We start from the raw sequence: 22,298 nt of genomic DNA on the forward strand, positions 1-22,298 counted from the left end.
CGGCACCGCAGCGGGGTCACAGCCCGGCCACAGCGGCGCGTCGGGACGCCACATCCGTCCCACATCGACCTACCCTGCGGCCGTGGCCCAGCAGCGCAAGCGTCCGGCCGACGGCGCCGAGCCGCCCGCGGCGCAGAAGCCAGCGGAGTTCCTGGCCGCCCTGGAAGCGCTGGCGACCGTACACCCGCGCCCGGGGATCGTCCTGGAGCACATCCCGGCGCCGCAGCGGCTGGCCCCGTTCTCCGCCGCGATCGGCGTGCACGTCGGCGACCCGGCCGACGAGGAGGAGGAGCTGGCCACCGGCCGCTTCATCGTGCTGTTCGACCCGGCGGGCCACGAGGCCTGGGAGGGCACCACCCGCTGCGTCGGCTACCTCTCCGCCAGCACCGACTCCGAGATGGTCGACGACAGCATGTTCTCCGAGGTCGCCTGGAGTTGGCTGACCGACGCGCTCGCGGAGCACGGCGCCGGCCACCACGCCATCGGCGGGACGGTGACCCGCACGGCCTCCACCCGGTTCGGCTCGATCGCCGCACCCGAGCACTCGGTCGACGTGGAGATCCGAGCGTCCTGGACGGCGGAGGGCACCGACCTGGACAAGCACCTCACCGCCTTCCTCGCCGTGCTCGGCAACGCCGCCGGCCTCCCGCCGCCGGGCATCCACCTGCTGACCTCGGACGGGCAGACCGCCGACAGCGGTGCCTAGACTCGTCGGTGTGCTCCACTCGGCGTAACCAGTGATGGGCCGAGTGCGCGGACACGCCGGAGCGGGTGCCGGGTGGTCAGCTGCTGGCCGTACCGTCGCCCGACCGGCCCGACGACGGGAGGCTGCGTGACCCTGGGACGACCGTGGTCCGACGGCGTCCTGTTCGGCCCGCACGCCGGTGCACTGGTGGTCGACCCCTCCCCGCTGGTCCGCGAGGCGCTCGCCGGCCGGTTGCGCGGACTGGGTGCCCGGGACGTCGAGGAGGCCGCCTCGCTGGAGGAGGCCCGGGTGCGGGCGCACGTCTCCGGGCCGCGCGCGCTGTGCGTGCTCGAGGCCGACCTGCCCGAGGCGGGGCCGGACGCCGGCAGCCGGGGCGGGGACCTCGGCCGCGGCCTGGAGCTGCTGCCGACGCTGCGCACCGAGGGCTGGCCGGTCACCGTCGTCCTGACCTCCGTGACCGACCCCGCCGTCGTCCGGTCCGCCTTCCTGGCCGGCGTGCAGGGGTACGTGCTCAAGACCAGCCCGCTGGCCACGCTCGCCGAGGGCCTGCGGGCGGCGCTGTCCGGCGAGGTCTTCGCCGACCCGGGCATCGCCAGCAGCCTGGCCCAGGGGCTGACCCGGTCCGGGGTGGAGGAAGCTGTCGGCGAGCTGTCCGCGCGCGAGCGGGACATCCTGCGGCTCGTCGCCGACGGGCACACCAACAAGGAGATAGGCGAGATGGTCGACCTGTCGGCACTGACCGTGAAGAGCCACCTGGCGCGGATCGCGCGCAAGCTGGGCACCGGCGACCGGGCGCACATGGTGGCGCTGGGCATGCGTTCGGGGGTCATCCACTGAGCGCCGACCAGACTCCGGCCGTCCCGCAGCTGGAGTTCACCGAGCCCACCGTCCCCGAGCGCACCGTCCCCGCGACCACCGCCCCCGAGGTCCCCGTCGTCGGGGAACCGTCGGTCGAGCAGGCGCCGGTCGACGAGGCACCGGCCGCCGTCCCGCTGCTCGCGCCCCGGGACGGGCTGCTCCCGGTCATCGAGACCTCCACCGCGCTGGTCGCCTACGCCGACGCGCTGGCCGCCGGCAGCGGCCCGGTCGCCGTCGACGCCGAGCGCGCCTCCGGGTACCGGTACGGCCAGAGCGCCTACCTGGTGCAGCTCCGCCGCGCCGGCGCGGGCACCGGGATGATCGACCCGGTGCCGCTGCCGGACCTGTCGGTCGTGCAGGCCGCGATCGGCGACGCCGAGTGGGTGCTGCACGCGGCGAACCAGGACCTGCCCTGCCTGGCCGAGCTGGGCCTGGTCCCGACCCGGCTGTTCGACACCGAGCTGGCCGCCCGGCTGGCCGGGCTGCCGCGGGTCGGGCTGGGCGCGGTCGTGGAGTCCCTGCTGGGACTGTCGCTGCAGAAGGGCCACTCGGCCGCGGACTGGAGCACTCGGCCGCTGCCGGAGGACTGGCTGGTCTACGCGGCGCTGGACGTCGAGGTGCTGGTCGAGCTGCGGGACGCGCTGGCGGCCATCCTCGACGAGCAGGGCAAGACCGAGTGGGCGCGGCAGGAGTTCGAGGCGATCCTGGCCGCGGGCCCCCCGGCGCCCAAGGTCGACCCGTGGCGGAAGACGTCGGGCATGCACGGGCTGCGCAGCCGGCGGCAGCTGGGCATGCTGCGGGCGCTCTGGCAGGCCCGCGACGAGCTGGCCCGCCGCCGGGACATCGCCCCCGGCCGGGTGCTGCCGGACACCGCCATGGTCTCGGCGGTGCAGGCCGACCCGACGACCGAGGCGGCGCTGCTGGACCTGCCGGTGTTCCGCGGCCGGGCCAACCGCCGGCTCGTCGGCACCTGGTTCGGCGCCCTGGTGCGCGGTCGGGAGCTGGCGGAGGCCGAGCTGCCGCTGCACAGCAAGCCCGGTGAGGGCCCGCCCCCGGTGAACCGCTGGGCCGACCGCGACCCCGCGGCGGCCGCCCGGCTCAAGGCCGCCCGGGCCTCGCTGGCCGAGGTGTCCGAGCGGTGGTCGGTGCCGGTGGAGAACCTGCTCTCCCCCGACCTGGTCCGCCGGCTGATGTGGACGCCGCCGACGCCGGCCGACGCCGACGCGCTGGCCGCGGCGCTGCGCGCCGGTGGGGCTCGCGAGTGGCAGATCGGGCTCACCCGCGACCTGCTGACCGAGGCGATCGCCGCCGGCTGACCTTCAGGCCTCGACCAGGTCGCCGAGCTTGCGCACGGTGGCCCAGTTCCGCGCGGTGCCGACCGGTCCCTTCAGCTTCGCCAGCGCCGCGGACAGCGGGCTCTGCATCTGCCCGTGCGGGCACCAGAGGTAGAGCTCCCGGCCGTCGACGGTGAACACGTCGTCGCCGGGGTCGACGGCCGCGAGCCGCTCCCGGACCGCCGCCGGCACCGGCACGGTGGAGAAGGACACGACGTAGCGGCTGGGGTCGGTGGCGACCGCCCCCAGCGGGTCGGCCGCGAGGACCGCGAGCAGCTCCTCCCGGGTCCGCAGCACCACCGGGACGGCGAACCCGAACCGCTGCTCCAGCGCCTGCTCCAGCGAGGACGCGAGCTCGCCGGCCGGCCGGTCGGAGTCGAGCACCACGTTGCCGCTCTGCAGCAGGGTGGCCACCCCGGTGTGGCCCTCGGCGGTCAGCAGCTCGCGCAGCTCGGCCATCGGGACCCGGTGGGCCCGGCCGACGTTGATGCCGCGCAGCAGCACCGCGTACCGGGTCACGTCTCCCCCTCGGAGCGGGGACAGTCGCCCCGGACCACCTCATCCTGTCGGGGAGTGCCGTGGGCCTGGCGGTTACCAGCGGGTAACTTGTCCGGTGCCGGTCGTCCCCCGGTGTCCGAAACCCATCGCGGAGGTCCTGTGTCATCTGCAGAGCGGCGGCCACGCCAGCTGCGCGAGGTCGTCTTCGTCGACGGCGTCCGCACCCCCTTCGGCAAGGCCGGCCCCACGGGCATCTACGCCGAGACGCGCGCCGACGACCTCGTCGTCCGCTGCATCCGCGAGCTGATGCGCCGCAACCCGGCGCTGCCGCCCGAGCGGGTCGACGAGGTGGCCATCGCCGCCACCACCCAGATCGGCGACCAGGGGCTGACCATCGGCCGCACCGCCGCGCTGCTGGCCGGGCTGCCGAAGTCGGTGCCGGGGTACGCCATCGACCGGATGTGCGCCGGCGCCATGACCGCGGTGACCACCACCGCCAGCGGCATCGCCTTCGGTGCCTACGACGTGGCGATCGCCGGCGGCGTGGAGCACATGGGCCACCACCCGATGGGCGAGGGCGTCGACCCCAACCCGCGCTTCGTCAGCGAGAAGATCGTCGACGGCTCCGCGCTGGTCATGGGCTCGACCGCGGAGAACCTGCACGACCGGTTCCCGCACCTGACCAAGGAGCGGGCCGACGCGTTCGCCGTCGCCAGCCAGCAGCGGTACGCGAAGGCGGTCGCCAACGGGCAGATCGGCCCGGAGCTCGTCCCGGTCGCCACCCGCTCGGCCGAGCACGGCTGGGGCCTGGCCACCGTCGACGAGCCGCCGCGACCGGGCACCACCCTGGAGGGCCTGGCCACCCTCAAGACGCCGTTCCGCCCGCACGGGCACGTCACCGCCGGCAACGCCGCGGGGCTCAACGACGGCGCGACCGGCTGCCTGGTGGCCGCCGAGGACGTGGCCCGCGAGCTCGGCCTGGACGTCGGCATGCGGCTGGTCGGCTACGGCTTCGCCGGCGTCGAGCCCGAGGTCATGGGCGTCGGCCCGATCCCCTCGACGGAGAAGGCGCTGGCCAGCACCGGCCTGTCCATCGACGACATCGGGCTGTTCGAGCTCAACGAGGCCTTCGCCGTCCAGGTGCTGGCCTTCCTGGACCACTACGGCATCGCCGACGACGACGAGCGGGTCAACCCGTGGGGCGGCGCCATCGCCGTCGGGCACCCGCTGGCCTCCTCGGGCATCCGGCTGATGACCCAGCTGTCCCGGCAGTTCGCCGAGCGGCCCGACGTCCGCTACGGGCTGACCGCCATGTGCATCGGCATCGGCATGGGCGGCACCGTGATCTGGGAGAACCCGAACTGGGAAGGGGCTGCGGCATGACCGCCGTGTTCGCCGACGAGGTCGTCACCACCGCGAGGGTCCGGTACCTGCGGGTGCCCGGGCTGACCGGTGAGCTGGCGCTGGTCACCATCGACAACGGGCACGACCACACCCGGCCGTCGACGTTCGGCCCCGCCGGGCTCGCCTCGCTGGACGCCGCGCTGGACGAGGTCGAGGCCCGCACCCCGGCGCCCGCGGCGATCGCGGTGACCGGCAAGCCGTTCGTCTTCGCCGTCGGCGCGGACCTGTCCGGCGTCCCGGCGATCACCTCGGCCGAGGACGCCCGCGAGATCGCCGAGACCGGGCACCGGGTGTTCCGCCGGCTCAAGGACTCCCCCGTCCCGACCTTCGCCTTCGTCAACGGCGCGGCCATGGGCGGCGGCCTGGAGCTGGCGCTGCACTGCCGGTACCGGACGATCGCGTCGACCGCGGTCGTGGCGTTCCCCGAGGTCTTCCTCGGCCTGGTGCCCGGCTGGGGCGGCACCCAGCTGCTGCCGGAGCTGATCGGCATCGACGCCGCGGTCGGCGTCATCGTGGAGAACGCGCTGGCCCAGAACAAGGTCACCCCGGGGCCGAGGGCGGGGCAGCTCGGCATCGCCGACGCGGTGTTCGAGCCGGCCGACTTCCTGGAGCGGTCGCTGGAGTGGGCCGTGGGCGTGCTGAGCGGCGAGGTCGCCGTCCGCCGTCCGGAGCTCGACCGGTCCGGCTGGGACGACGCGATCGCGCGGGCCCGCGGGATCGTCGCCGCCCGCACCCGCAACGCCTCCCCCGGCGCGCTGCGTGCGGTCGAGCTGCTCGACCTGGCCCGCGCCGGCGACGCCGGGTTCACCGCGGGGACCGCCGCCGAGGACGACGCGCTGACCGAGCTGCTGATGAGCGACGAGCTGCGGGCCGGGCTCTACGCCTTCGACCTGGTGAACCGACGGGCCAAGCGCCCGGCCGGCGCCCCGGACAAGAGCCTGGCCCGGAAGGTCACCAAGGTCGGCGTCGTCGGCGCCGGGCTGATGGCCTCCCAGCTGGCCCTGCTGCTCGTGCGCCGGCTCGAGGTGCCCGTCGTGCTCACCGACGTCGACCAGGCGCGGGTGGACAAGGGCGTCGGCTACGTGCACGGCGAGCTGCAGAAGCTGGCCGGCCGCGGGCGGCTCTCCCCCGACGCGCTCAACCGGCTCACCGGCCTGGTCAGCGGCTCGCTGTCCAAGGACGCCTTCGCCGACGCCGACCTCGTGATCGAGGCGGTGTTCGAGGAGCTGTCGGTCAAGCAGCAGGTGTTCGCCGAGGTCGAGGCGGTGGTCTCCGCCGAGTGCGTGCTGGCCACCAACACCTCGGCGCTGTCGGTGGCCGAGATGGCCTCGAAGCTGCAGCACCCCGAGCGGGTGGTCGGGCTGCACTTCTTCAACCCGGTGGCCGTGCTGCCGCTGCTGGAGGTGGTGCGCGCCGGGCAGACCGACGACGCGACGCTGGCCACGGCCTTCGCGGTCGGCAGGCAGCTGGGCAAGTCGTGCGTGCTGGTGGCCGACGCCCCGGCGTTCGTGGTCAACCGACTGCTCACCCGCTTCCTCGGCGAGGTCACCGCCGCGGTCGACGCGGGCACCCCGGTCGCCGTCGCGGAGACGGCGCTGGACCCGCTCGGCCTGCCGATGACGCCGTTCGAGCTGCTGTCGCTGGTCGGCCCGCCGGTCGCGCTGCACGTGGCCGAGCGGATGCACGAGGCGTTCCCCGACCGCTTCGGCGTCGGTGAGGGCCTGCGGCGGATGGTCGAGCTCGGCAAGGTCTCGGTGTTCGCCGAGCCGGGTGTGATCGACCCCGACCTGGCCGGCCTCGACAGCGGCGACGCGCCGCTCACCGCCGAGAAGCTGAGGGCCCGGGCCGAGCGGGCGCTGGCCGAGGAGATCGGGCTGATGCTCGACGAGGGGGTCGTGCAGGCGGTGCAGGACATCGACCTGGCCATGCTGCTGGGGGCCGGCTGGCCGTTCTGGCTCGGCGGCATCTCCGCCTACCTGGACCGGACCGGGGTGTCCGAGACGGTCACCGGCCGGCGGTTCCTCCCCCGCGGGGTGGCCTCGCTCCCCGCGTGAGCCCCCGGGCGTGGATCAGGTGACCTGATCGACGGCCGTCCTCCCGCACCGGCGTCGGTGTGGGAGGACGGCCTCTGGTGCGGGAGGACGACGGGATCGCTCAGCGGAACTTGGCGGTGAGGCTGTCCATCGTGCGGGCAACGGTGGCGACCTTCAGGTGCGAGATGCCGCCGGTCGCGCCCGCGGCCATCATCGCCTCGTGCGCGGCGCGCAGGGTCGCCCAGACGGCGTCCGCGTCCCCCTCGAGGGTCGTGCCCAGCGCGCCGACCTCGCAGCGGAGACCGGAGCCCTGGATGACCCCGATGGCGGCCTCGACGTAGGCGTGCGGGTCGTCAGGGGTTCCCGGCGGTGAGGGCGCCACCTGGATCTCGGCGATCACCATGACGTAGGACCTCCTGTGGCTCTTCCGGCCCGCGTGCAGGGGCCCACCGCGAGCGTGCGAGCGGTGGGGGCACGGGGGTCCTGCTACTGCTGCTGGCCCTCGACCCGCGCCGACTCGTTCGTCGCCGCCGCGCGGTCGGCGACCCGGGCGGCCCACTCCACGATCCGGCGGGCGACGTCCTGCTCGGTGAGGCCGGCGTCGGCCAGCACCTGCCCGCGGCTGCCGTGGTCGAAGAACTGCTGCGGCAGGCCCAGCGTGCGCACCGGCACGTCGTGGTCGGCGTCCTGCAGGACCTGGGACAGCGTCGACCCCACCCCGCCGGAGCGGCCGCCGTCCTCGACGGTGACCACCAGCCGGTGGGCGGCGGCGAGCTCCACGAGGTCGTCGGACACCGGGAGCACCCAGCGCGGGTCGACGACGGTGACCTCGATGCCGTGGTCGGCGGCCCGCTCGGCGGCGGCCAGGCAGATCGGCACCAGCGAGCCGACCGCGACCAGCAGCACCTCGGGGGTGGCCCCCCGGCGGAGCACGTCGACCCGGCCGCGGCGCTCCAGCGCCGGCACCTCCACCGGCAGCGCGCCCTTGGGGAACCGGATGACCGTCGGGCCGTCGGTGACCTGCACGGCCTCCCGCAGCGCCTCGCGCAGGGTGGGCTCGTCGCGCGGGGCGGCCAGCTGCAGCCCGGGCACGATCGAGCAGATCGACATGTCCCACATGCCGTTGTGCGAGGCGCCGTCGGAGCCGGTGACACCGGCGCGGTCGAGCACGACGGTGACCGGCTGGCCGTGCAGGGCGACGTCCATCAGCAGCTGGTCGAACGCGCGGTTGAGGAACGTCGAGTAGATGGCGACGACGGGGTGCAGCCCCGCCATGCCCAGCCCGGCGGCCGAGGTGAGCGCGTGCTGCTCGGCGATCCCGACGTCGAAGGTGCGCTCCGGGAACCGCTCGGCGAAGGACGCCAGGCCGGTCGGGTGCAGCATCGCGGCGGTGATGGCCACGATGTCGGAGCGCTCGCTGCCGATCCGGACCAGCTCGTCGGAGAAGACGTCGGTCCACTCCGGTCCGACCGCCGCCGAGGAGAGCCCGCTGTCGGGCTCGAACACCCCGGTGGAGTGCCACGCGTCGACGGTGTCGGTCTCCGCCGGCGGGTAGCCGAACCCCTTGGTGGTGACGGCGTGCACGATGACCGGCCCGCCGAAGGACCGGGCCCGCCGCAGCGCCGACTCCATCATCGCGACGTCGTGGCCGTCGACCGGGCCGACGTACTTCATGCCGAGGTCCTCGAACATGCCCTGCGGGCTGAGGACGTCCTTGAGGCCCTTCTTGATGGCGTGCAGCGCGTCGTAGAGGGTCGTGCCCACGACCGGCGCCTTGTGCAGCGCCTGCCGGACGGCGGCCAGCGCGTCCTCGTACCCGGGGCGCAGCCGCAGCGTGGCCAGGGCGTCGGCGACACCGCCGATGGTCGGGGAGTACGAGCGGCCGTTGTCGTTGACGACGATGACGACCGGCCGGTCACCAGCGGCGATGTTGTTCAGCGCCTCCCAGGCCATGCCGCCGGTGAGCGCGCCGTCGCCGATGACCGCGACCACCGGGCGCGGGTCACGGCGGACGGCGAAGGCCTTGGCCAGCCCGTCGGCGTAGGACAGCGAGGTGGACGCGTGGCTGTTCTCGACCCAGTCGTGCTCGCTCTCGGTGCGGCTGGGGTACCCGGACAGCCCGCCGCGCTGGCGGAGCTGGGCGAAGCCGTCCAGCCGGCCGGTGAGCAGCTTGTGCACGTAGGCCTGGTGGCCGGTGTCGAACACGATCGGCTCGCGCGGGGACTCGAAGACCCGGTGCAGCGCGATGGTCAGCTCGACCGTGCCGAGGTTGGGGCCGAGGTGGCCGCCGGTCCTGGCGACGCTGGTGACCAGGGCGTCCCGGATCTCCGCGGCGAGCGCGGGGAGCTGGTCGGGCGCCAGGGCGCGGAGGTCTGCGGGCCCGGTCAACGAGCGGAGCAACGACACGACGGAGCAGGGTCCTCTCGACGTCGGCGGCGACGGGAAGGGCGCAACCGGTGGGGACATCCACTGTAACTGCGAACCGGAGACCTGCCCTGGTGAGCGGAGGCGCTCAGAGCCGGGGCACCCACCGTTCGCCGCGCAGCGCTCCCGCGACCACCTCCACACCGCGGGCCGCCTGGCTCAGTCGGGCACCCTCCCGCTCGTAGGCGCGGATCGCCGCCTCCATCGCGTCCGGCGGGAGCTGGTCGGCCAGCTCGACCCGCACCGTGCGCCAGCCGGCCCGGGCCGCCTCCAGCCCGGCGGCGACGTGGTCGGCCGCGAACCGGGCGAGCAGCACCGGGTACCGCCGCAGCACCTCGTGCGCGCGGTAGTCATGCGGCACGAGGTCGTACAGCCACGCGACCGCCGTGCGCTCCCAGTCCGGGGCGCCGGGCGGTGCGACCTCGTCGGGCCAGCCCGGCGGCAGCGATCCGTCCACCCGGCCAGTGTGGGCCCCCACCGGCAGCTCCTCGACACCGGATCGCACACGTGTTCGATCCGTGACCCTGTCCGCGCGGCCCCGTGACCGGGATCAGGCAGGGACGAGCAGCGCGACGCACTCCACGTGGGCGGTCATCGGGAAGCAGTCGAACGCGCGCAGGGCCGCCAGCCGGTAGCCGCCCTCGGCGAGGACGGCGACGTCCCGGGCCAGCGCCGCGGGGTCGCACGCCACGTAGACCACCGCCCGGGGAGCGGCACCGGCGATGACCCGGCTCACCTCGCGGCCGGCGCCGGCCCGCGGCGGGTCCAGGACGACGACGTCCGGGCGGCCCAGCTCGGCCAGCAGCTCGGTGAGGCCCGGCGCGTCGACGTCGCCCTGCCACACCTCGGCCTGCGGCAGGTCGGCGAGGTTCGCGTCGGCCGCCGCGCACGCCGCGGCGTCGGACTCCACGCAGACCACGCGTCCCCCGGCGCCGACCCCGGGGGCCAGCGCACCGCCGAACAGGCCCGCGCCGGCGTACAGGTCGAGCACCGTCTCCCCCGGCCGCACGCCGGCGAAGGCCGACACCGCACCGACCAGGGCGTCGGCCGCGCCGGGATGCACCTGCCAGAAGCCGGTGCCCTCGACCTCCCAGTCCCGGCCACCCGCCGAGCGCTGCGCCCGCCCCGCCGGCTCCTCCGGGACGTCGGCGCCGGGCCGCAGCACCCGGGTGGAGGTGGCCTGCCCGCGCCGGTCCAGCCGGGTCGTCGTCACCACCCCGGCCGAGTCGACGGCGACGTCCACCGCGCCCGCCCCCGGCCAGCGCCGGCCGAGCACGGCCGCCGCCGCGGGCTCGACGGTGATCGGGCAGTCGTCGAGCAGCACGACGTCGTGCGAGCGGTGCCGGCGCAGGCCGGGCGCACCGGTCCGGTCGACGGCGAACCGCGCCCGCGACCGCCAGCGCAGCGGCCCGCCGGGCAGCGCCTCCACGGTGACGGGCAGGTCCAGCCCCGCCAGCCGGGACAGCTGCTCCCGCACGACGGCGGCCTTGAGCCCCAGCTGGCCCTCGTGGCTGACGTGCTGCCAGTCGCAGCCGCCGCACTTCCCGGGTCCGCTGTGCGGGCAGGGGCGCTCGACCCGGTCCGGCGCGGCCTCGAGCACATCGACGGCGTCGGCCCGGCAGAACCCGGCGTGCCGGTCCTCGGTCACCGCGACGACGACCCGCTCGCCGGGCAGCGTGTGCCGCACGAAGACCACCCGGCCCTCGTGCCGGGCCACGCAGTGCCCGCCGTGCGCCACCGGCCCGACGGTCACCTCAAAACGGCGACCTTCCCAACCCAGGCCCTTCGAGGGCTTGTCCGGCCGCCCCTCAGGGCCCCGCGGCGAGCTTGCGAGGCGTGGGGGGAAGGGTGGTCCTTCGTCAGCCATAGGGGGTCTGCTCGACCTCGTCGGTCAGGCCGCGGCGCAGGTCGCCCGGCGCGGGGCCGTTGCCGTCGAGCTTGTTGCCCCGGTCCAGCGAGCTCTCCAGCTGCCAGGGCACGCTGGTGATCATCACGCCGGGCTGGAACTGCAGCCGGGTGCGCAGCCGCAGCGCGCTCTGGTTGTGCAGCAGGTTCTCCCACCAGTGCCCGACCACGTACTGCGGCACGAAGACGACGACCAGCTCGCGCGGGCTGGACCGGCGGATGTCCCGGACGAAGTCGAGCACCGGCCGGGTGATCTCCCGGTACGGGGAGTCGATGACGGTCAGCGGCACCGGGATGTCGTAGCGCTCCCAGTCCGCCTGCAGCGCCCGGGTGTCGGCGTCGTCGACGTTGACGGTGAGCGCGGTGAGCACGTCGGGCCGGGTGGCCCGGGCGAAGGCCAGCGCCCGCAGCGTCGGCTTGTGCACCTTGGACACCAGCACGACGGCGTGCACCTTGCTCGGCTTCATCCGCACGTCGCTGTCGGGCACCAGCTGGCTGGCGACGTGCGAGTAGTGCCGGTTGATCGACCGCATCAGCAGGAAGATCAGCGGCATCGCGGCGATGACGATCCACGCACCGCCGGCGAACTTGGTCACCACCACGATCACCAGGACGACGGTGGTCAGCGACCCGCCGATCGTGTTGATCACCCGGGAGCGCTGCATCCGCCGCCGCACCACCGGGTCCTCCAGGCCGCGCAGCTCCCGGTTCCAGTGCCGGACCATGCCCCACTGGCCGATCGAGAAGCTGGTGAAGACGCCCACGATGTACATCTGGATCAACTTCGTGGAGTCGGCGTCGAAGACCACCAGCAGCAGGACGGCGAACCCGGCCAGCAGCAGGATGCCGTTGCTGTAGACCAGCTTGTCCCCGCGGGTGTGCAGCTGGCGGGGCATGAACCGGTCCTGCGCCAGCACCGAGCCGAGCAGCGGGAAGCCGTTGAAGGCGGTGTTGGCGGCCAGGATGAGGACCAGCGCGGTCGCTGCCTGGATGTAGTAGAAGCCGATCGAGTCGGGGCCGCCGAACGTCGCCGCGGCGACCTGGGCGACGACCGTGCGCTGCGGTTCGGTGGTGCAGTTCGCGAACCCGATCAGGTCGCAGGTGTTCTCGACGTACTTGACGTCGGAGAGCAGGGCCAGCGCGGTCACCCCGGCGAACATCAGCGCGGCGATGCCACCCATCAGCGCCAGCGTGGTGGCGGCGTTCTTGCTCTTCGGCGGCCGGAAGGCCGGGACGCCGTTGGCGATCGCCTCCACCCCGGTCAGCGCCGTGCACCCGGAGGCGAACGCGCGGAGCGCGAAGAAGATGAGCGCCAGCCCGGTCACCTGCGCGTACCCGGCCTCCGGCTCGATGCCGTAGCCGGCGCTCTCGGCGACCACCCGGTTGTCCAGCACGAAGTCGCGGACCAGCCCGGTGACGATCATGACCACGATGCCGCCGATGAACAGGTACGTCGGGACGGCGAAGGTCTTCCCCGACTCCCGCACCCCGCGGAGGTTCGCGGCCACCAGCAGCACGACCAGGGTGACGGCGATGGCCAGCCGGTGCTCGTCCAGCCCGGGGAAGGCCGAGATGATGTTGTCGGTGCCGGAGCTGACCGACACGGCCACGGTGAGCACGTAGTCGGTCAGCAGCGCGCTGGCCACCACCAGGCCGGCGAACTGCCCGTGGTTCTTCATCGCGACCTCGTAGTCGCCGCCGCCCGAGGGGTAGGCGTGCACCACCTGCCGGTAGGAGAGCACCACCACGGTGAGCAGCAGGACGACGGCCGCGGCGAGCCACGGGGCGAGGAACAGGAACGTCGTCCCGGCCAGCGTGAGGATCAGCAGGATCTCCTGCGTCGCGTAGGCGACGGAGGACAGCGGGTCGCTGGCGAAGATCGGCAGGGCGAGGTGCTTGGGCAGCAGCGACTCACCCGCCTTGTCACTGCGGACGGGGCGGCCGAGGACGAGACGTTTCGGGAGTTGTCCGAGGTCGGACAGGGTCGGCACGGCGGCGATGGTACGGACGTCGGAGCCCCCGGTGTGCCGACACGGGGCGACCTCCCTCACAGCAGCACCCGGACGGGTGCCCGGTGCGCCCGGCAGCCGGTTCCCGGTCCCCTGCCAGGTGTACGTTCGCGCGCGGTGGGCCCCGCCGGGAGCGGCGCGGTCCCGCTCCTCGGACCGGCGACAGACAGGGTGGAACAGGTGCACGTGGTCGTGATGGGCTGCGGCCGCGTCGGCTCGCAGATCGCCCGGCGGCTGGAGGCGATCGGCCACAGCGTCGCGGTCATCGACCAGGACCCGGAGGCCTTCCGCCGGCTCGGCCCGGAGTTCGGCGGCCGCCAGGTGACCGGCCTGGGCTTCGACCGGCAGACCCTGCTGGACGCCGGGATCGACTCCGCCGGCGCCTTCGCCGCGGTCAGCAGCGGCGACAACTCCAACATCATCAGCGCCCGGGTCGCCCGGGAGACCTTCGGCGTCGAGCACGTCGTCGCCCGCATCTACGACTCGAAGCGGGCCGAGGTCTACGAGCGGATGGGCATCCCCAGCGTCGCCACCGTGCCGTGGACGGTCAGCCGGCTGCTGCGCGAGCTGCTGTCGGTCAAGGTGTCCGAGATCTGGCGCGAGCCGACCGGCAAGGTCCTGCTCATGCGGCTCACCGTGACCGACGGCTGGGTGGGCCGCCCGCTCACCGAGCTGGAGTCCGCCTCCGGCGCCCGCGTGGCGTGGCTGGTCCGGTTCGGTGAGGCCCAGCTGCCCACCACCAGCACCGTGCTGCAGACCGGCGACCACCTGGTCGTGGCCACCACCGACGAGCACACCGACCGGGTGCACCTGGCCGTCGAGCAGGGACCCTCGGGAGGGCAGCACTGATGCGCGTGGCCATCGTGGGCGCCGGTGCGGTCGGCCGGTCCATCGCCTCGGAACTGCTGGGCAACGGCCACGCCGTCATGCTCATCGAGAAGAACGGCTCCCGGGTCAAGCCCAAGGCGGTGCCCGGCGCGGAGTGGGTGCAGGCCGACGCCTGCGAGGTGACCTCCCTGGAGGAGGCCCAGCTGGCCACCTGCGACGTCGTCATCGCCGCCACCGGTGACGACAAGTCCAACCTGGTCGTCTCGCTGCTGGCCAAGACCGAGTTCGCGGTCAACCGGGTGGTCGCCCGGGTCAAGGACCCCCGCAACGAGTGGCTCTACACCGAGGCGTGGGGCGTCGACGTCGCCGTCTCCACCCCGCGGGTGCTCGCCGCGCTGGTGGAGGAGGCGGTGACCGTCGGCGACGTCGTCCGGCTGATGAGCTTCCGCAAGGGCGCGGCGAACCTGGTCGAGATCACCCTGGCCGAGGACACCCCCTGGGTGGGCCGGCCGGTGCGCGACGTGCCGCTGCCGCGGGAGACGGTGCTCACCACGATCCTGCGCGGGGAGCGGGTCATCGCCCCGGACCCGGACGAGCCGCTGGAGGCCGGGGACGAGCTGCTGTTCGTCACCCACGGCGACATCGAGGAGCAGCTGCAGCGGGTCATGTGCCCCGACGGCAGCTGCTAAGCGGCGGGACGCTCCTCGTCGCTCCCCGTCACGGCCGGCTCCTCCGCGCGGTGGCGGTGCAGGCGGGCGACCACCCACAGGGTGATCACGAGCTGGACGGCGGTCACCGGCAGGCCCAGCACCACTGACGAGGTGCCCAGCCAGCCGACCTCGTCGAGGGAGTAGAAGACGCCCTGCACGGCCGCCCGGAGCAGGAAGACCCCGCCCCACAGCACGGTCAGCCAGCCGTAGGCGCGCACCATCCGCGGGTCGTCGCGCCAGTGCACGTCCGGCTCGGGGTCCTGCGGGCGCCCCGGCTCGGCTCCCTCGACGGCGGCCTCGGGGGCGTCCGGCTGCACCGGGGCACCGCCGCTGCGCGGTCGGCCGCGCAGCGAGGGCAGCCGGTGGCCGGACATGGCGCCGAGGTGGCTGGGCGCGAGCCACTCGGCGACCACGCCCACCAGCGGCCGGCGCACCAGCAGCGAGCCCAGCAGGACGACGCCGATGGCGGCGTTGCGGATGATGCCGAGCACGAAGAAGTCCCGCGCCTCGCCGGTGCGGGCGGCGATCACCACGGCCACGGCGACGGCGAACAGGCCGCTGATCGCCTGCTGGATGCTCTCCCGGCGGACCAGTCGCAGCAGGAAGACCAGCACCGCGGCGACGACGGCCGCCCAGATGCCGACGGTGAGGTCGCCGATGCCGTTGGCGACGATGAAGGCGATGGTGGGCAGCGAGGCGTCGACCATCCCGCGCCAGCCGCCCAGCTGGTCCAGCACCAGGTGGCGGTCGAACGTCACGCCCCCGCCCGGTGACGTCCCGCTCACCGCCGGCTCCCCCCGTGCCGCCCCGGTGCGCCCGAGGTCACCCGGCGCTCAGCTCGTACCAGGGGTTGTAGATGACCCGACGGCCGTCGAAGGCCGCGAACCGGCCGCGGGCGGTGAGCCGGCGCCCGGGCTCGATGCCGGGGATCCGGCGGCGACCGAGCCAGACCAGGGTGACCGAGCCGGAGCCGTCGAAGAGCTCGGCCTCCAGGGTCGGCACCGTCTCGCGCGGGGTGTAGACGACCGACTTCAGCCGGCCGGTCACGGTGACGACCTCGCCCTTGCGACAGGCGCTCACCGGCGCGCAGCCGGCCGAGACGACGTCGGACTGCAGCTCCTCGGCGTCGACGGTCTGGTCGTCGGCGGTCAGCTTCTGCAGCTTGCGGGACAGCCAGCCGCGGGCGCCGGGCTGCGCGCCGTGCCCTGCTGCGGAGTCGGTCCTGGTGGTGGTCACGACCCCAGGGTAGTGCCGTCCGCCGCGACCGGGCGGCGTGCGCTCAGCCACTCGCGGGTGCGTCGCCAGGCCTCCCCGGCGACGTCGATCACCACCATGTGGTCCCCGGGCACGACGGTCACCTCGACCCGGTCCCCGGCGGCCGCGGCGGCCGCCGCGTAGCGCTCGCTCTGGTCCAGCGGGACGGTCGTGTCCGCCTCCCCGTGCACGCACAGCACCGGCACGCCGGTGGGCAGCAGCCGCACCGGGTCGGCGGCCGCGTAGCGGTCGGGCAGCTCCTCCGGCGTCCCGCCCAGGAACTCCACGGTCGCCCCGCTGCCCAGGTCGTCGGCCGCCGCGGCCCCCAGGTCCAGCACGCCGGCCTGGCACACCGCGGCGGTGACCGGCACCCGGGGCGCTGCCCCCGGTGCACCGGCGGGCAGCCGGCCGCGGCCGGCCGCCCAGGCCGCGAGGTGCCCGCCCGCGGAGTGGCCGACCGCGGTCACGTCGGTGAGGTCGAGCCGGGCGGCGACCTCCTCTCCCACCACGGCGGGGTCCGCGAGCGCGTCGATGGCGGCGGCGACGTCGGTGAGGGTGGTGGGCCAGCCGCCACCGGCGCCGACCCGGCGGTACTCCACGGCGACCGCCGCCCAGCAACGGGCGGCCAGGTCGGCGGCGAGCGGCCGGGCCAGCTCCACGCCGTAGCGGGCGCGCCAGAACCCGCCGTGCAGGACGACGACGACCGGCGCCGGGCCCTCACCGGCCGGCAGCGAGACCTCCAGGAACTGGTCCGGGCCGGGGCCGTAGGCGGTGACGACCGGGCCGGTCACCCGGCACCGCCGCTCGGCGGGGTCACCGGGCCGCCGGGGCGGCCGGCGGCCTGCTGCCGGGCGACCTGGGCGGCGGCCTGCGGCGGCAGGGTCAGCGGCAGCTGGTCGCGCACCGGCATGGCCGCGGTGCCGCGGACGACGACGACGGCCCGGAACGCCTCCTCCAGGGCGGCCGCCTGCGCCGGGTCGGCGGCCGCTGGTCCGGTGAGCATGCCGCGCAGGAACCAGCGGGGGCCGTCGACGCCGAGGAAGCGGGCCGGCCGGCGCACCGGCCGGGGCGGGGTGGTCGCACCGGGTTCGGCCGGGCCGGGCAGCAGCACGGTGCCGGCGAGCTCGGTGCCGAACGGGCCCTCGACCTCGGTGAGCGAAGCCCCCTGCCCGCTGGCGCTCTTCGCCAGCTCGGCGCGGACGTCGTCCCAGAGGCCACCGGCGCGGGGGGCGGCGAAGACCGACAGCTGCAGCAGCGACTCCCCCGACCGCAGGCTCGCCCCGACCACCTGCTGCTGCGGGTTGACGTCGACCCGCAGCTCCATCCCGCTCAGCGCGGGCAGCCGCAGCGCGCCGAGGTCGATCCGGGCCAGCCCGTCCTCCGGGGCGTCCGCGGCGTCCCAGGGGCCGGTGGTCTCGGTCTCCTCACGCTGCCGCACCTGCGGCTCCGGCGGGACCCCGCGCTCGCGCAGGCTCCGGTCGATGCGGTTGCGCCGGCGTCCGAACGGCATGTCAGACCCGTCCTTCCAGTGCTGAGGGAGAGGGGGCGGCGAGCACCGCCGCACCGCCCGTGGAACCGTGCCCGCCGCTGCCGCGCTCGCTGCCCGGCAGCTCGCCGACCGGCACGAATCGGGCCCGGACCACCGGCTGGACGACGAGCTGCGCGACCCGGTCGCCGCGGCGCAGCCGGATGGTGGTCGCCGGGTCCAGGTTGACCAGGTTGACCTTGATCTCGCCGCGGTAGCCGGCGTCGATGGTGCCCGGCGCGTTGACCAGGCTGAGCCCCAGCCGGTGCGCCAGGCCCGAGCGCGGGTGCACGAACCCGGCGAAGCCCTCGGGGATGGCGACCGCGACCCCGGTGCCGACCAGCGCCCGCTGGTGGGGTGCGAGCTCGACGTCCTCGGCCACGCACAGGTCGGCACCGGCGTCGCCTGGGAGCGCGTAGGCGGGGGGCTCGGTGTCCGGTCCGCTCAGCAGCACCGGGACGTCGACCACCGCGGCGACCGGGGCCGGGGGGTCGGAGGAGGGAACGGGCACGGCGGCGAGGCTAGCCGCGCCACCCGGGCCCGTGGAGGGCGGCCGGAGCCCGGTCAGCGCGGCGCGGACGACGGCGGCAGGCCGAGCTCGCCGCGCAGCTCGTCGGCGAGGGCGCCGGTCGCCTTCCGGTTGGCCCGGGCGGCCAGCGTGGCCCCCACGAGCAGCGGCGCCATGGACGTCGTGCTGCGGGCCAGCCGTCGGGTGACCTGGCGGCGCATCGCCGAGGCGGTGGCCGTGCTGATCACGCCGAACAGCCCGCCTGAGCCGGTCCGGCCCACGGGGCGCTGGGTCGTCCAGCTGGTCAGGTAGGCCCGCGCCCGCCCCGCGGCGTCGCCGGCGGCGCGCCGGTCGGCCAGCTCGTGCAGCTCCCCGACCAGGACGACCTCCACGGCCGCGACCAGCACCGTCTGCGCGCCGAGCTCCAGCGGGACGGCGATCAGCGAGGGCGGGGCGAACCACTGAGCGGCGGTGAGCCCGCCGACCGCCGCACCGATGCCGGCGGTCAGCTTGGTGGCCCGGGCGACCAGGGCGTCGGCGATCTCGGCGTCCGAGGCACCCGGGTACGCCTGGCGCAGCCGGTCGCGGTCGCGGATCGGCAGCCGGGGCGCGGCGGCGTCGAGCAGGTCGGTCAGCACCCCGCTGGGCGCCCGCGAGCCCTTCGTGCCGGTGGACGTCCGGTCCCGCTCGGCACCGCCGGGGTCGGCGGCGGAACGGGCGGCCGCAGCCACCGCGGAGATGACGTCGCTGAGCACGCCCGTCGCCGCCCGGGCACCGGCGGACGTGCGGGAGGCACCCCTCGGCTGGTCGGCGGCGGGGTCCCGGCCGAGCAGCCCGGCGACGGCGTCGGCCAGCGCGCGGGCAGCCGGACCGAGCCCGGTCTCACCGCCGACGACCTCGCCCTCGACCGGCTCCACGGGGCGGGGCGGCGGCACGTCCCGGGGCTGTGCGGACCTGCGCGACTGCTCGGTCATCGACTTCCTTCCGTCCGTGGCGCCGTCCGGTGGACGGTTCCCCTGCTCCCCCGCCGCCAACCCGCCAGCCGGCCGGCCGGGTGACGTGCTGGAACGGCCCCCTCGCAGGGTCCCGCCGCGAGCTTGCGAGCGGTGGGGGGCGAGGGGGTCCTTGTTCAGGCTGCGCAGTCGCGGCAGACGGGCTGCCCGTTGCGGGTCGTCGCCAGCCGGCTCCGGTGGTGCACCAGGAAGCAGCGCGAGCAGGTGAACTCGTCCTCCTGCTTGGGCAGCACGCGGACGGTGAGCTCCTCATTGGACAGGTCCGCCCCGGGCAGCTCGAGGGCCTCGTTGAAGTCGGTCTCGTCGACGTCGACCGAGGAGGACTGAGCCTCGGCGCGGCGGGCCTTGAGCTCCTCGAGGGAGTCCTCACCCAGCTCGTCGGACTCGTTGCGTCGGGGGGCGTCGTAGTCGGTGGCCATGGTGTGCCCCTTCTCTTCTCTTCAGCGCGGGCACGCGGCCCGCTCGTTCGCCGGGGCGCCGCAGCGCCCCGGCCGGTGGCCCCGGCCGCCGCAGCGGCCGGTGGTCTGTCGCCGGCCGCTGCCCCGTTGCTGAGCCACCGGCCGGTGTCCTTCTGTCGTGCCCGGACGCATCCAGCGCGGCTCCGTCGGTCGTCCCTCCGGAACAGCCCTGCGCGCGCTCCGTGCACGCTCCGGCCAGCCGCCCAACGCCGCTGGAGCCCGGTTTGTGCCCACCCCCCCGAGAGCGACACATCCGGGTCCCCGGCGACGGCGGCTGAGGGGCGGAGCGCCAGAGGCTACCCTGCCGCCGTGGCGACCACTGTGGGTGCTGATCCGGGGGTCGTCGGGCCCTACCTCGCGACGGCGCTCGGCGACGAGAAGTGGCGATCGGTCGACGTCGAGCTGATCGCCGCGGGCATGTCCAACCTCACCTACGTGGTGACCCCGCAGGGGGGCTCCCCGGACGACGCGGTCATCCTCCGGCGCCCCCCGACCGGCGCCGTGCTGGCCACCGCGCACGACATGGTCCGGGAGCACCGGGTCATCTCGGCGCTCGTCGACACCGCCGTCCCGGTCCCGCGCACGCTGCACCTGGCCACCGACACCTCGGTGCTGGGCGCCCCGTTCTACGTGATGGAGCGGGTGGTCGGGGTGCACGTCGTGTCCGAGCTGCCCCCCGGCTACGCCGACGAGCCGGCCGAGCGCCGCGCCGTCGCCGACGGGCTGATGGACGTCCTCGCCGACCTGCACGCCGTCGACCCCGCCGCCGTGGGCCTGGCGGACTTCGGCCGGCCGGAGGGCTTCCTGGAGCGCCAGGTGCGCCGGTGGACCAAGCAGTGGGACGCGACCCGCGACACCGAGCGGCCGGCGCTGGACGCGCTCGCCGCCCGGCTGGCGCAGACGGTGCCCACCTCACGGCGGTCCGGCATCACCCACGGGGACTACCGGCTGGACAACTGCCTGCTCGACCCGGAGACCCCCGGCCGGATCCGCGCGGTGCTGGACTGGGAGATGTCCACCCTCGGCGACCCGCTCACCGACCTGGGCATGCTGTTCGTCTACTGGCCGCAGCCCGGTGAGGACCGCGCGGTGTCGGTGAACTCGGTGTCGGCGCTGCCCGGCTTCCCGACCCGGCTGGAGCTGGCCGAGCGGTACGCCGGCCGCAGCGGGGCGGACCTGTCGGACCTGAACTGGTACGTGGGCTTCGCCTACTTCAAGTTCGCCGCGATCATCGCCGGGATCGTCGCCCGGTCGGCCGCCGGCGCGATGGCCGGGAAGGACACCAGCGGCTACGCCGACCGCATCGACCCCTGCGTCGAGCTGGGACGCGCCGCGCTCGACGACGGTGCGCTGTAGCCGCCCCGGCCGCAGCTAGGGTCTGCCGCGTGTGCGATCCCGCCGGCGTGGACGAACTGTGAGCGAGCCGACCGAGCGGCGCCCCGCCGGCGCCCGGCGTCGTCGGCCGATCCCCGCCCTGGCCTTCCTGCTCGTCCTGGCGCTGGCCGCCCTGGTCGTGTGGTGGAACGTGCTGACCGACGAGGAGACCCGCAACGAGGCGCAGGCCGCCGCCTGCAGCAGCGCCAGCGCGGCACCCCAGTCGCTCGACCCGGCCACCGTCACGCTGCGGGTGCTGAACGCCAGCGAGGTGGCCGGCAAGGCCGGCGAGGTGGCGACCACCCTGCAGAGCCGGGCGTTCGTGGTCGAGGAGATCGCCAACGACAACAGCGGCAACGAGGTGACCGGGGTCGGCGAGCTGCGCTTCGGCCCGCGCGGCAAGAGCACCGCCGAGTACCTGCAGCTGTACCTGCCGGGCTCGACGCTGCGCCCCGACACCCGCGCCACCGCCGTCGTCGACCTGGTGATCGGCCCGGACTTCGCCGGGCTGGCGACCGAGGAGCAGGTGGACGCCGCCCTCGCCCCGATCGCCAGCGCCGAGAACGCCTGCTGAGCTCCCCTTGTCGCGATCCGCAGGATCGCGACGGGCTCAGTGAAGGCGCTCCAGCAGCGCCACCAGCGGCTCGGCGATCGTGGCGGCGGCGACCACCGCCATCGGCTCGGCGAAGGGCCGACCCTCGGTGCCGGTGACCACCAGGCCGGCCTCGGCCGCCACCAGCGCGCCGGCGGCGTGGTCCCAGGGCTTGAGGTCCAGCTCGTAGTAGGCGTCCACCCGGCCGGCGGCGGCCGAGCAGAGGTCCAGCGAGGCGCAGCCGTTCCGGCGGATGTCGCGCACCTCGGTCACCAGCTGCGCCACCACCGCCCCCTGCGCCCGGCGCTGCTCGACGCGGTACCCGAACCCGGTGGCCACCAGCGTCTGCTCCAGGGACACCGGCCCGCTGCCGTGCAGCTGCATCGTGGCGGCGCCGGGCGCGGTCAGCCAGGCGCCCCGGCCGCGCGCCGCGGTGAACAGCTCCCCGGTGGCCACGTTGAGCACCACGCCGACCTCGGTCCGCCCGTCGACCTCGGCGGCGATGGACACGGCGTAGGCGGGGAAGCCGTAGAGGAAGTTGACCGTGCCGTCGATCGGGTCGACCACCCAGCGGACGCCGCTGGTGCCCTCCCGGGCGGCCCCCTCCTCGCCCAGCACCCCGTCGTCAGGCCGGGCGTCGGTCAGCCGGCGCACGATCAGCGCCTCGCTCGCGGTGTCCACCGCGGTGACGACGTCGACCGGGCTGGACTTGGTGTCCACCTGGTCCGCGGCCGTGCTGCGACCTGCGCCGACGAGCGCCGCGGCCTCCTCGGCGGTGGCCCGGGCGAGCTCCAGCAGCTCGGTGCGCAGGTCGGGTGCGGTGCTGCCGGAGGTCATCACGGAGAGGGATCCTGCCCGACCTGCG

At 75.1% G+C, this 22,298-nt stretch carries 23 protein-coding genes; 9 read left to right on the forward strand and 14 right to left on the reverse strand.

Annotated features, from left to right (window positions below):
* Positions 1–82 precede the first annotated feature (82 nt).
* From MODMU_RS18470 to MODMU_RS18480, 3 genes are all read left to right on the forward strand, one after another.
* Positions 83–706 carry a DUF3000 domain-containing protein gene (locus MODMU_RS18470; protein WP_014741889.1) on the forward strand — a complete coding sequence of 208 codons (624 nt, stop codon included), beginning with the start codon at positions 83–85 and terminating at the stop codon, positions 704–706.
* Between the two features lie 126 nt (positions 707–832).
* Complete coding sequence (locus tag MODMU_RS18475) at positions 833–1,543, forward strand: response regulator transcription factor (RefSeq protein WP_014741890.1); 711 nt, start codon at positions 833–835, stop codon at positions 1,541–1,543.
* A 227-nt stretch (positions 1,544–1,770) separates the two neighbouring features.
* Positions 1,771–2,880 carry an HRDC domain-containing protein gene (locus MODMU_RS18480; RefSeq protein ID WP_231851894.1) on the forward strand — a complete coding sequence of 370 codons (1,110 nt, stop codon included), beginning with the start codon at positions 1,771–1,773 and terminating at the stop codon, positions 2,878–2,880.
* Positions 2,881–2,883: 3 nt separating this feature from the next.
* On the opposite strand, the gene MODMU_RS18485 is transcribed toward MODMU_RS18480, so the two are convergent.
* Complete coding sequence (locus MODMU_RS18485; protein ID WP_014741892.1) at positions 2,884–3,417, reverse strand: DUF1697 domain-containing protein; 534 nt, start codon at positions 3,415–3,417, stop codon at positions 2,884–2,886.
* 138 nt (positions 3,418–3,555) lie between these two features.
* Between MODMU_RS18485 and MODMU_RS18490 the strand changes: the two genes are divergently transcribed.
* The gene (locus MODMU_RS18490; RefSeq protein WP_014741893.1) at positions 3,556–4,779 is read left to right on the forward strand and encodes a thiolase family protein; all 1,224 of its coding nucleotides are present in this window, start codon (positions 3,556–3,558) and stop codon (positions 4,777–4,779) included.
* Entirely contained in the window at positions 4,776–6,854 is a 2,079-nt protein-coding gene (locus MODMU_RS18495) for a 3-hydroxyacyl-CoA dehydrogenase NAD-binding domain-containing protein (RefSeq protein WP_014741894.1), read from the forward strand. Before MODMU_RS18490 ends, MODMU_RS18495 begins: the two co-directional genes overlap by 4 nt.
* Before the next feature lie 100 nt (positions 6,855–6,954).
* Here MODMU_RS18495 and MODMU_RS18500 read toward each other — a convergent pair whose 3' ends face one another.
* From MODMU_RS18500 to MODMU_RS18520, 5 genes are all read right to left on the reverse strand, one after another.
* Positions 6,955–7,236, reverse strand: a complete 282-nt coding sequence (locus tag MODMU_RS18500) for a thiamine-binding protein (RefSeq protein WP_014741895.1) — start codon at positions 7,234–7,236, stop codon at positions 6,955–6,957.
* An 83-nt stretch (positions 7,237–7,319) separates the two neighbouring features.
* The gene (dxs, locus tag MODMU_RS18505) at positions 7,320–9,239 is read right to left on the reverse strand and encodes a 1-deoxy-D-xylulose-5-phosphate synthase (protein ID WP_014741896.1); all 1,920 of its coding nucleotides are present in this window, start codon (positions 9,237–9,239) and stop codon (positions 7,320–7,322) included.
* A gap of 106 nt (positions 9,240–9,345) precedes the next feature.
* Positions 9,346–9,714 (reverse strand): hypothetical protein, encoded by a 369-nt coding sequence (locus MODMU_RS18510; RefSeq protein ID WP_014741897.1) that lies wholly within the window; start codon positions 9,712–9,714, stop codon positions 9,346–9,348.
* A 93-nt stretch (positions 9,715–9,807) separates the two neighbouring features.
* A complete protein-coding gene (locus tag MODMU_RS18515; RefSeq protein ID WP_041797140.1) occupies positions 9,808–11,037 on the reverse strand; it encodes a class I SAM-dependent RNA methyltransferase in 1,230 nt (409 codons plus the stop codon).
* Positions 11,038–11,116: 79 nt separating this feature from the next.
* On the reverse strand, positions 11,117–13,153 hold the full coding sequence (locus MODMU_RS18520) for an APC family permease (RefSeq protein WP_014741899.1): 2,037 nt from the start codon (positions 13,151–13,153) through the stop codon (positions 11,117–11,119).
* Positions 13,154–13,351: 198 nt separating this feature from the next.
* Here MODMU_RS18520 and MODMU_RS18525 point away from each other — a divergent pair, with 198 nt between their 5' ends.
* Entirely contained in the window at positions 13,352–14,020 is a 669-nt protein-coding gene (locus MODMU_RS18525) for a potassium channel family protein (protein WP_014741900.1), read from the forward strand.
* Positions 14,020–14,688: a potassium channel family protein gene (locus MODMU_RS18530; RefSeq protein WP_014741901.1), complete on the forward strand. Its 669-nt coding sequence runs from the start codon at positions 14,020–14,022 to the stop codon at positions 14,686–14,688. The genes MODMU_RS18525 and MODMU_RS18530 overlap by 1 nt, the downstream gene beginning before the upstream one ends.
* Here the strand turns inward: MODMU_RS18530 and MODMU_RS18535 are convergent.
* The 7 genes from MODMU_RS18535 to MODMU_RS18570 form a co-directional block, all read right to left on the reverse strand.
* Positions 14,685–15,467, reverse strand: a complete 783-nt coding sequence (locus tag MODMU_RS18535) for a DUF3159 domain-containing protein (protein ID WP_014741902.1) — start codon at positions 15,465–15,467, stop codon at positions 14,685–14,687. The two genes, MODMU_RS18530 and MODMU_RS18535, sit on opposite strands and share 4 nt — an antisense overlap.
* Before the next feature lie 64 nt (positions 15,468–15,531).
* On the reverse strand, positions 15,532–15,945 hold the full coding sequence (locus MODMU_RS18540; RefSeq protein WP_014741903.1) for an OB-fold nucleic acid binding domain-containing protein: 414 nt from the start codon (positions 15,943–15,945) through the stop codon (positions 15,532–15,534).
* On the reverse strand, positions 15,942–16,754 hold the full coding sequence (locus MODMU_RS18550; protein ID WP_014741904.1) for an alpha/beta hydrolase family protein: 813 nt from the start codon (positions 16,752–16,754) through the stop codon (positions 15,942–15,944). Before MODMU_RS18550 ends, MODMU_RS18540 begins: the two co-directional genes overlap by 4 nt.
* On the reverse strand, positions 16,751–17,473 hold the full coding sequence (locus MODMU_RS18555; RefSeq protein WP_014741905.1) for a DUF3710 domain-containing protein: 723 nt from the start codon (positions 17,471–17,473) through the stop codon (positions 16,751–16,753). The genes MODMU_RS18550 and MODMU_RS18555 overlap by 4 nt, the downstream gene beginning before the upstream one ends.
* 1 nt (position 17,474) lies before the next feature.
* A complete protein-coding gene (gene dut / locus MODMU_RS18560; protein WP_014741906.1) occupies positions 17,475–17,999 on the reverse strand; it encodes a dUTP diphosphatase in 525 nt (174 codons plus the stop codon).
* Between the two features lie 53 nt (positions 18,000–18,052).
* Positions 18,053–18,970 (reverse strand): hypothetical protein, encoded by a 918-nt coding sequence (locus MODMU_RS18565; RefSeq protein WP_014741907.1) that lies wholly within the window; start codon positions 18,968–18,970, stop codon positions 18,053–18,055.
* 155 nt (positions 18,971–19,125) lie between these two features.
* A complete protein-coding gene (locus MODMU_RS18570; RefSeq protein ID WP_014741908.1) occupies positions 19,126–19,428 on the reverse strand; it encodes a DUF4193 domain-containing protein in 303 nt (100 codons plus the stop codon).
* A 348-nt stretch (positions 19,429–19,776) separates the two neighbouring features.
* Between MODMU_RS18570 and MODMU_RS18575 the strand changes: the two genes are divergently transcribed.
* Together MODMU_RS18575 and MODMU_RS18580 are read left to right on the forward strand one after the other, a co-directional pair.
* Entirely contained in the window at positions 19,777–20,823 is a 1,047-nt protein-coding gene (locus MODMU_RS18575) for a phosphotransferase family protein (RefSeq protein WP_014741909.1), read from the forward strand.
* Between the two features lie 58 nt (positions 20,824–20,881).
* Positions 20,882–21,415: a LytR C-terminal domain-containing protein gene (locus tag MODMU_RS18580; RefSeq protein ID WP_014741910.1), complete on the forward strand. Its 534-nt coding sequence runs from the start codon at positions 20,882–20,884 to the stop codon at positions 21,413–21,415.
* A 36-nt stretch (positions 21,416–21,451) separates the two neighbouring features.
* Here MODMU_RS18580 and MODMU_RS18585 read toward each other — a convergent pair whose 3' ends face one another.
* Entirely contained in the window at positions 21,452–22,270 is an 819-nt protein-coding gene (locus tag MODMU_RS18585) for an inositol monophosphatase family protein (protein WP_041797147.1), read from the reverse strand.
* Positions 22,271–22,298 lie beyond the last annotated feature (28 nt).

The sequence above is a fragment of the Modestobacter italicus genome, assembly GCF_000306785.1.
Classification (GTDB): Bacteria; Actinomycetota; Actinomycetes; order Mycobacteriales; family Geodermatophilaceae; genus Modestobacter; species Modestobacter italicus.

What these genes read in the sequence shown, in the direction of transcription:
- MODMU_RS18555 (WP_014741905.1), bottom strand. Translation starts at nt 17,473, where the DNA reads ATGCCGTTCGGACGCCGGCGCAACCGCATCGACCGGAGCCTGCGCGAG.
- MODMU_RS18585 (WP_041797147.1), bottom strand. Translation starts at nt 22,270, where the DNA reads ATGACCTCCGGCAGCACCGCACCCGACCTGCGCACCGAGCTGCTGGAG.
- MODMU_RS18570 (WP_014741908.1), bottom strand. Translation starts at nt 19,428, where the DNA reads ATGGCCACCGACTACGACGCCCCCCGACGCAACGAGTCCGACGAGCTG.
- MODMU_RS18565 (WP_014741907.1), bottom strand. Translation starts at nt 18,970, where the DNA reads ATGACCGAGCAGTCGCGCAGGTCCGCACAGCCCCGGGACGTGCCGCCG.
- MODMU_RS18500 (WP_014741895.1), bottom strand. Translation starts at nt 7,236, where the DNA reads ATGGTGATCGCCGAGATCCAGGTGGCGCCCTCACCGCCGGGAACCCCT.
- MODMU_RS18530 (WP_014741901.1), top strand. Translation starts at nt 14,020, where the DNA reads ATGCGCGTGGCCATCGTGGGCGCCGGTGCGGTCGGCCGGTCCATCGCC.
- MODMU_RS18495 (WP_014741894.1), top strand. Translation starts at nt 4,776, where the DNA reads ATGACCGCCGTGTTCGCCGACGAGGTCGTCACCACCGCGAGGGTCCGG.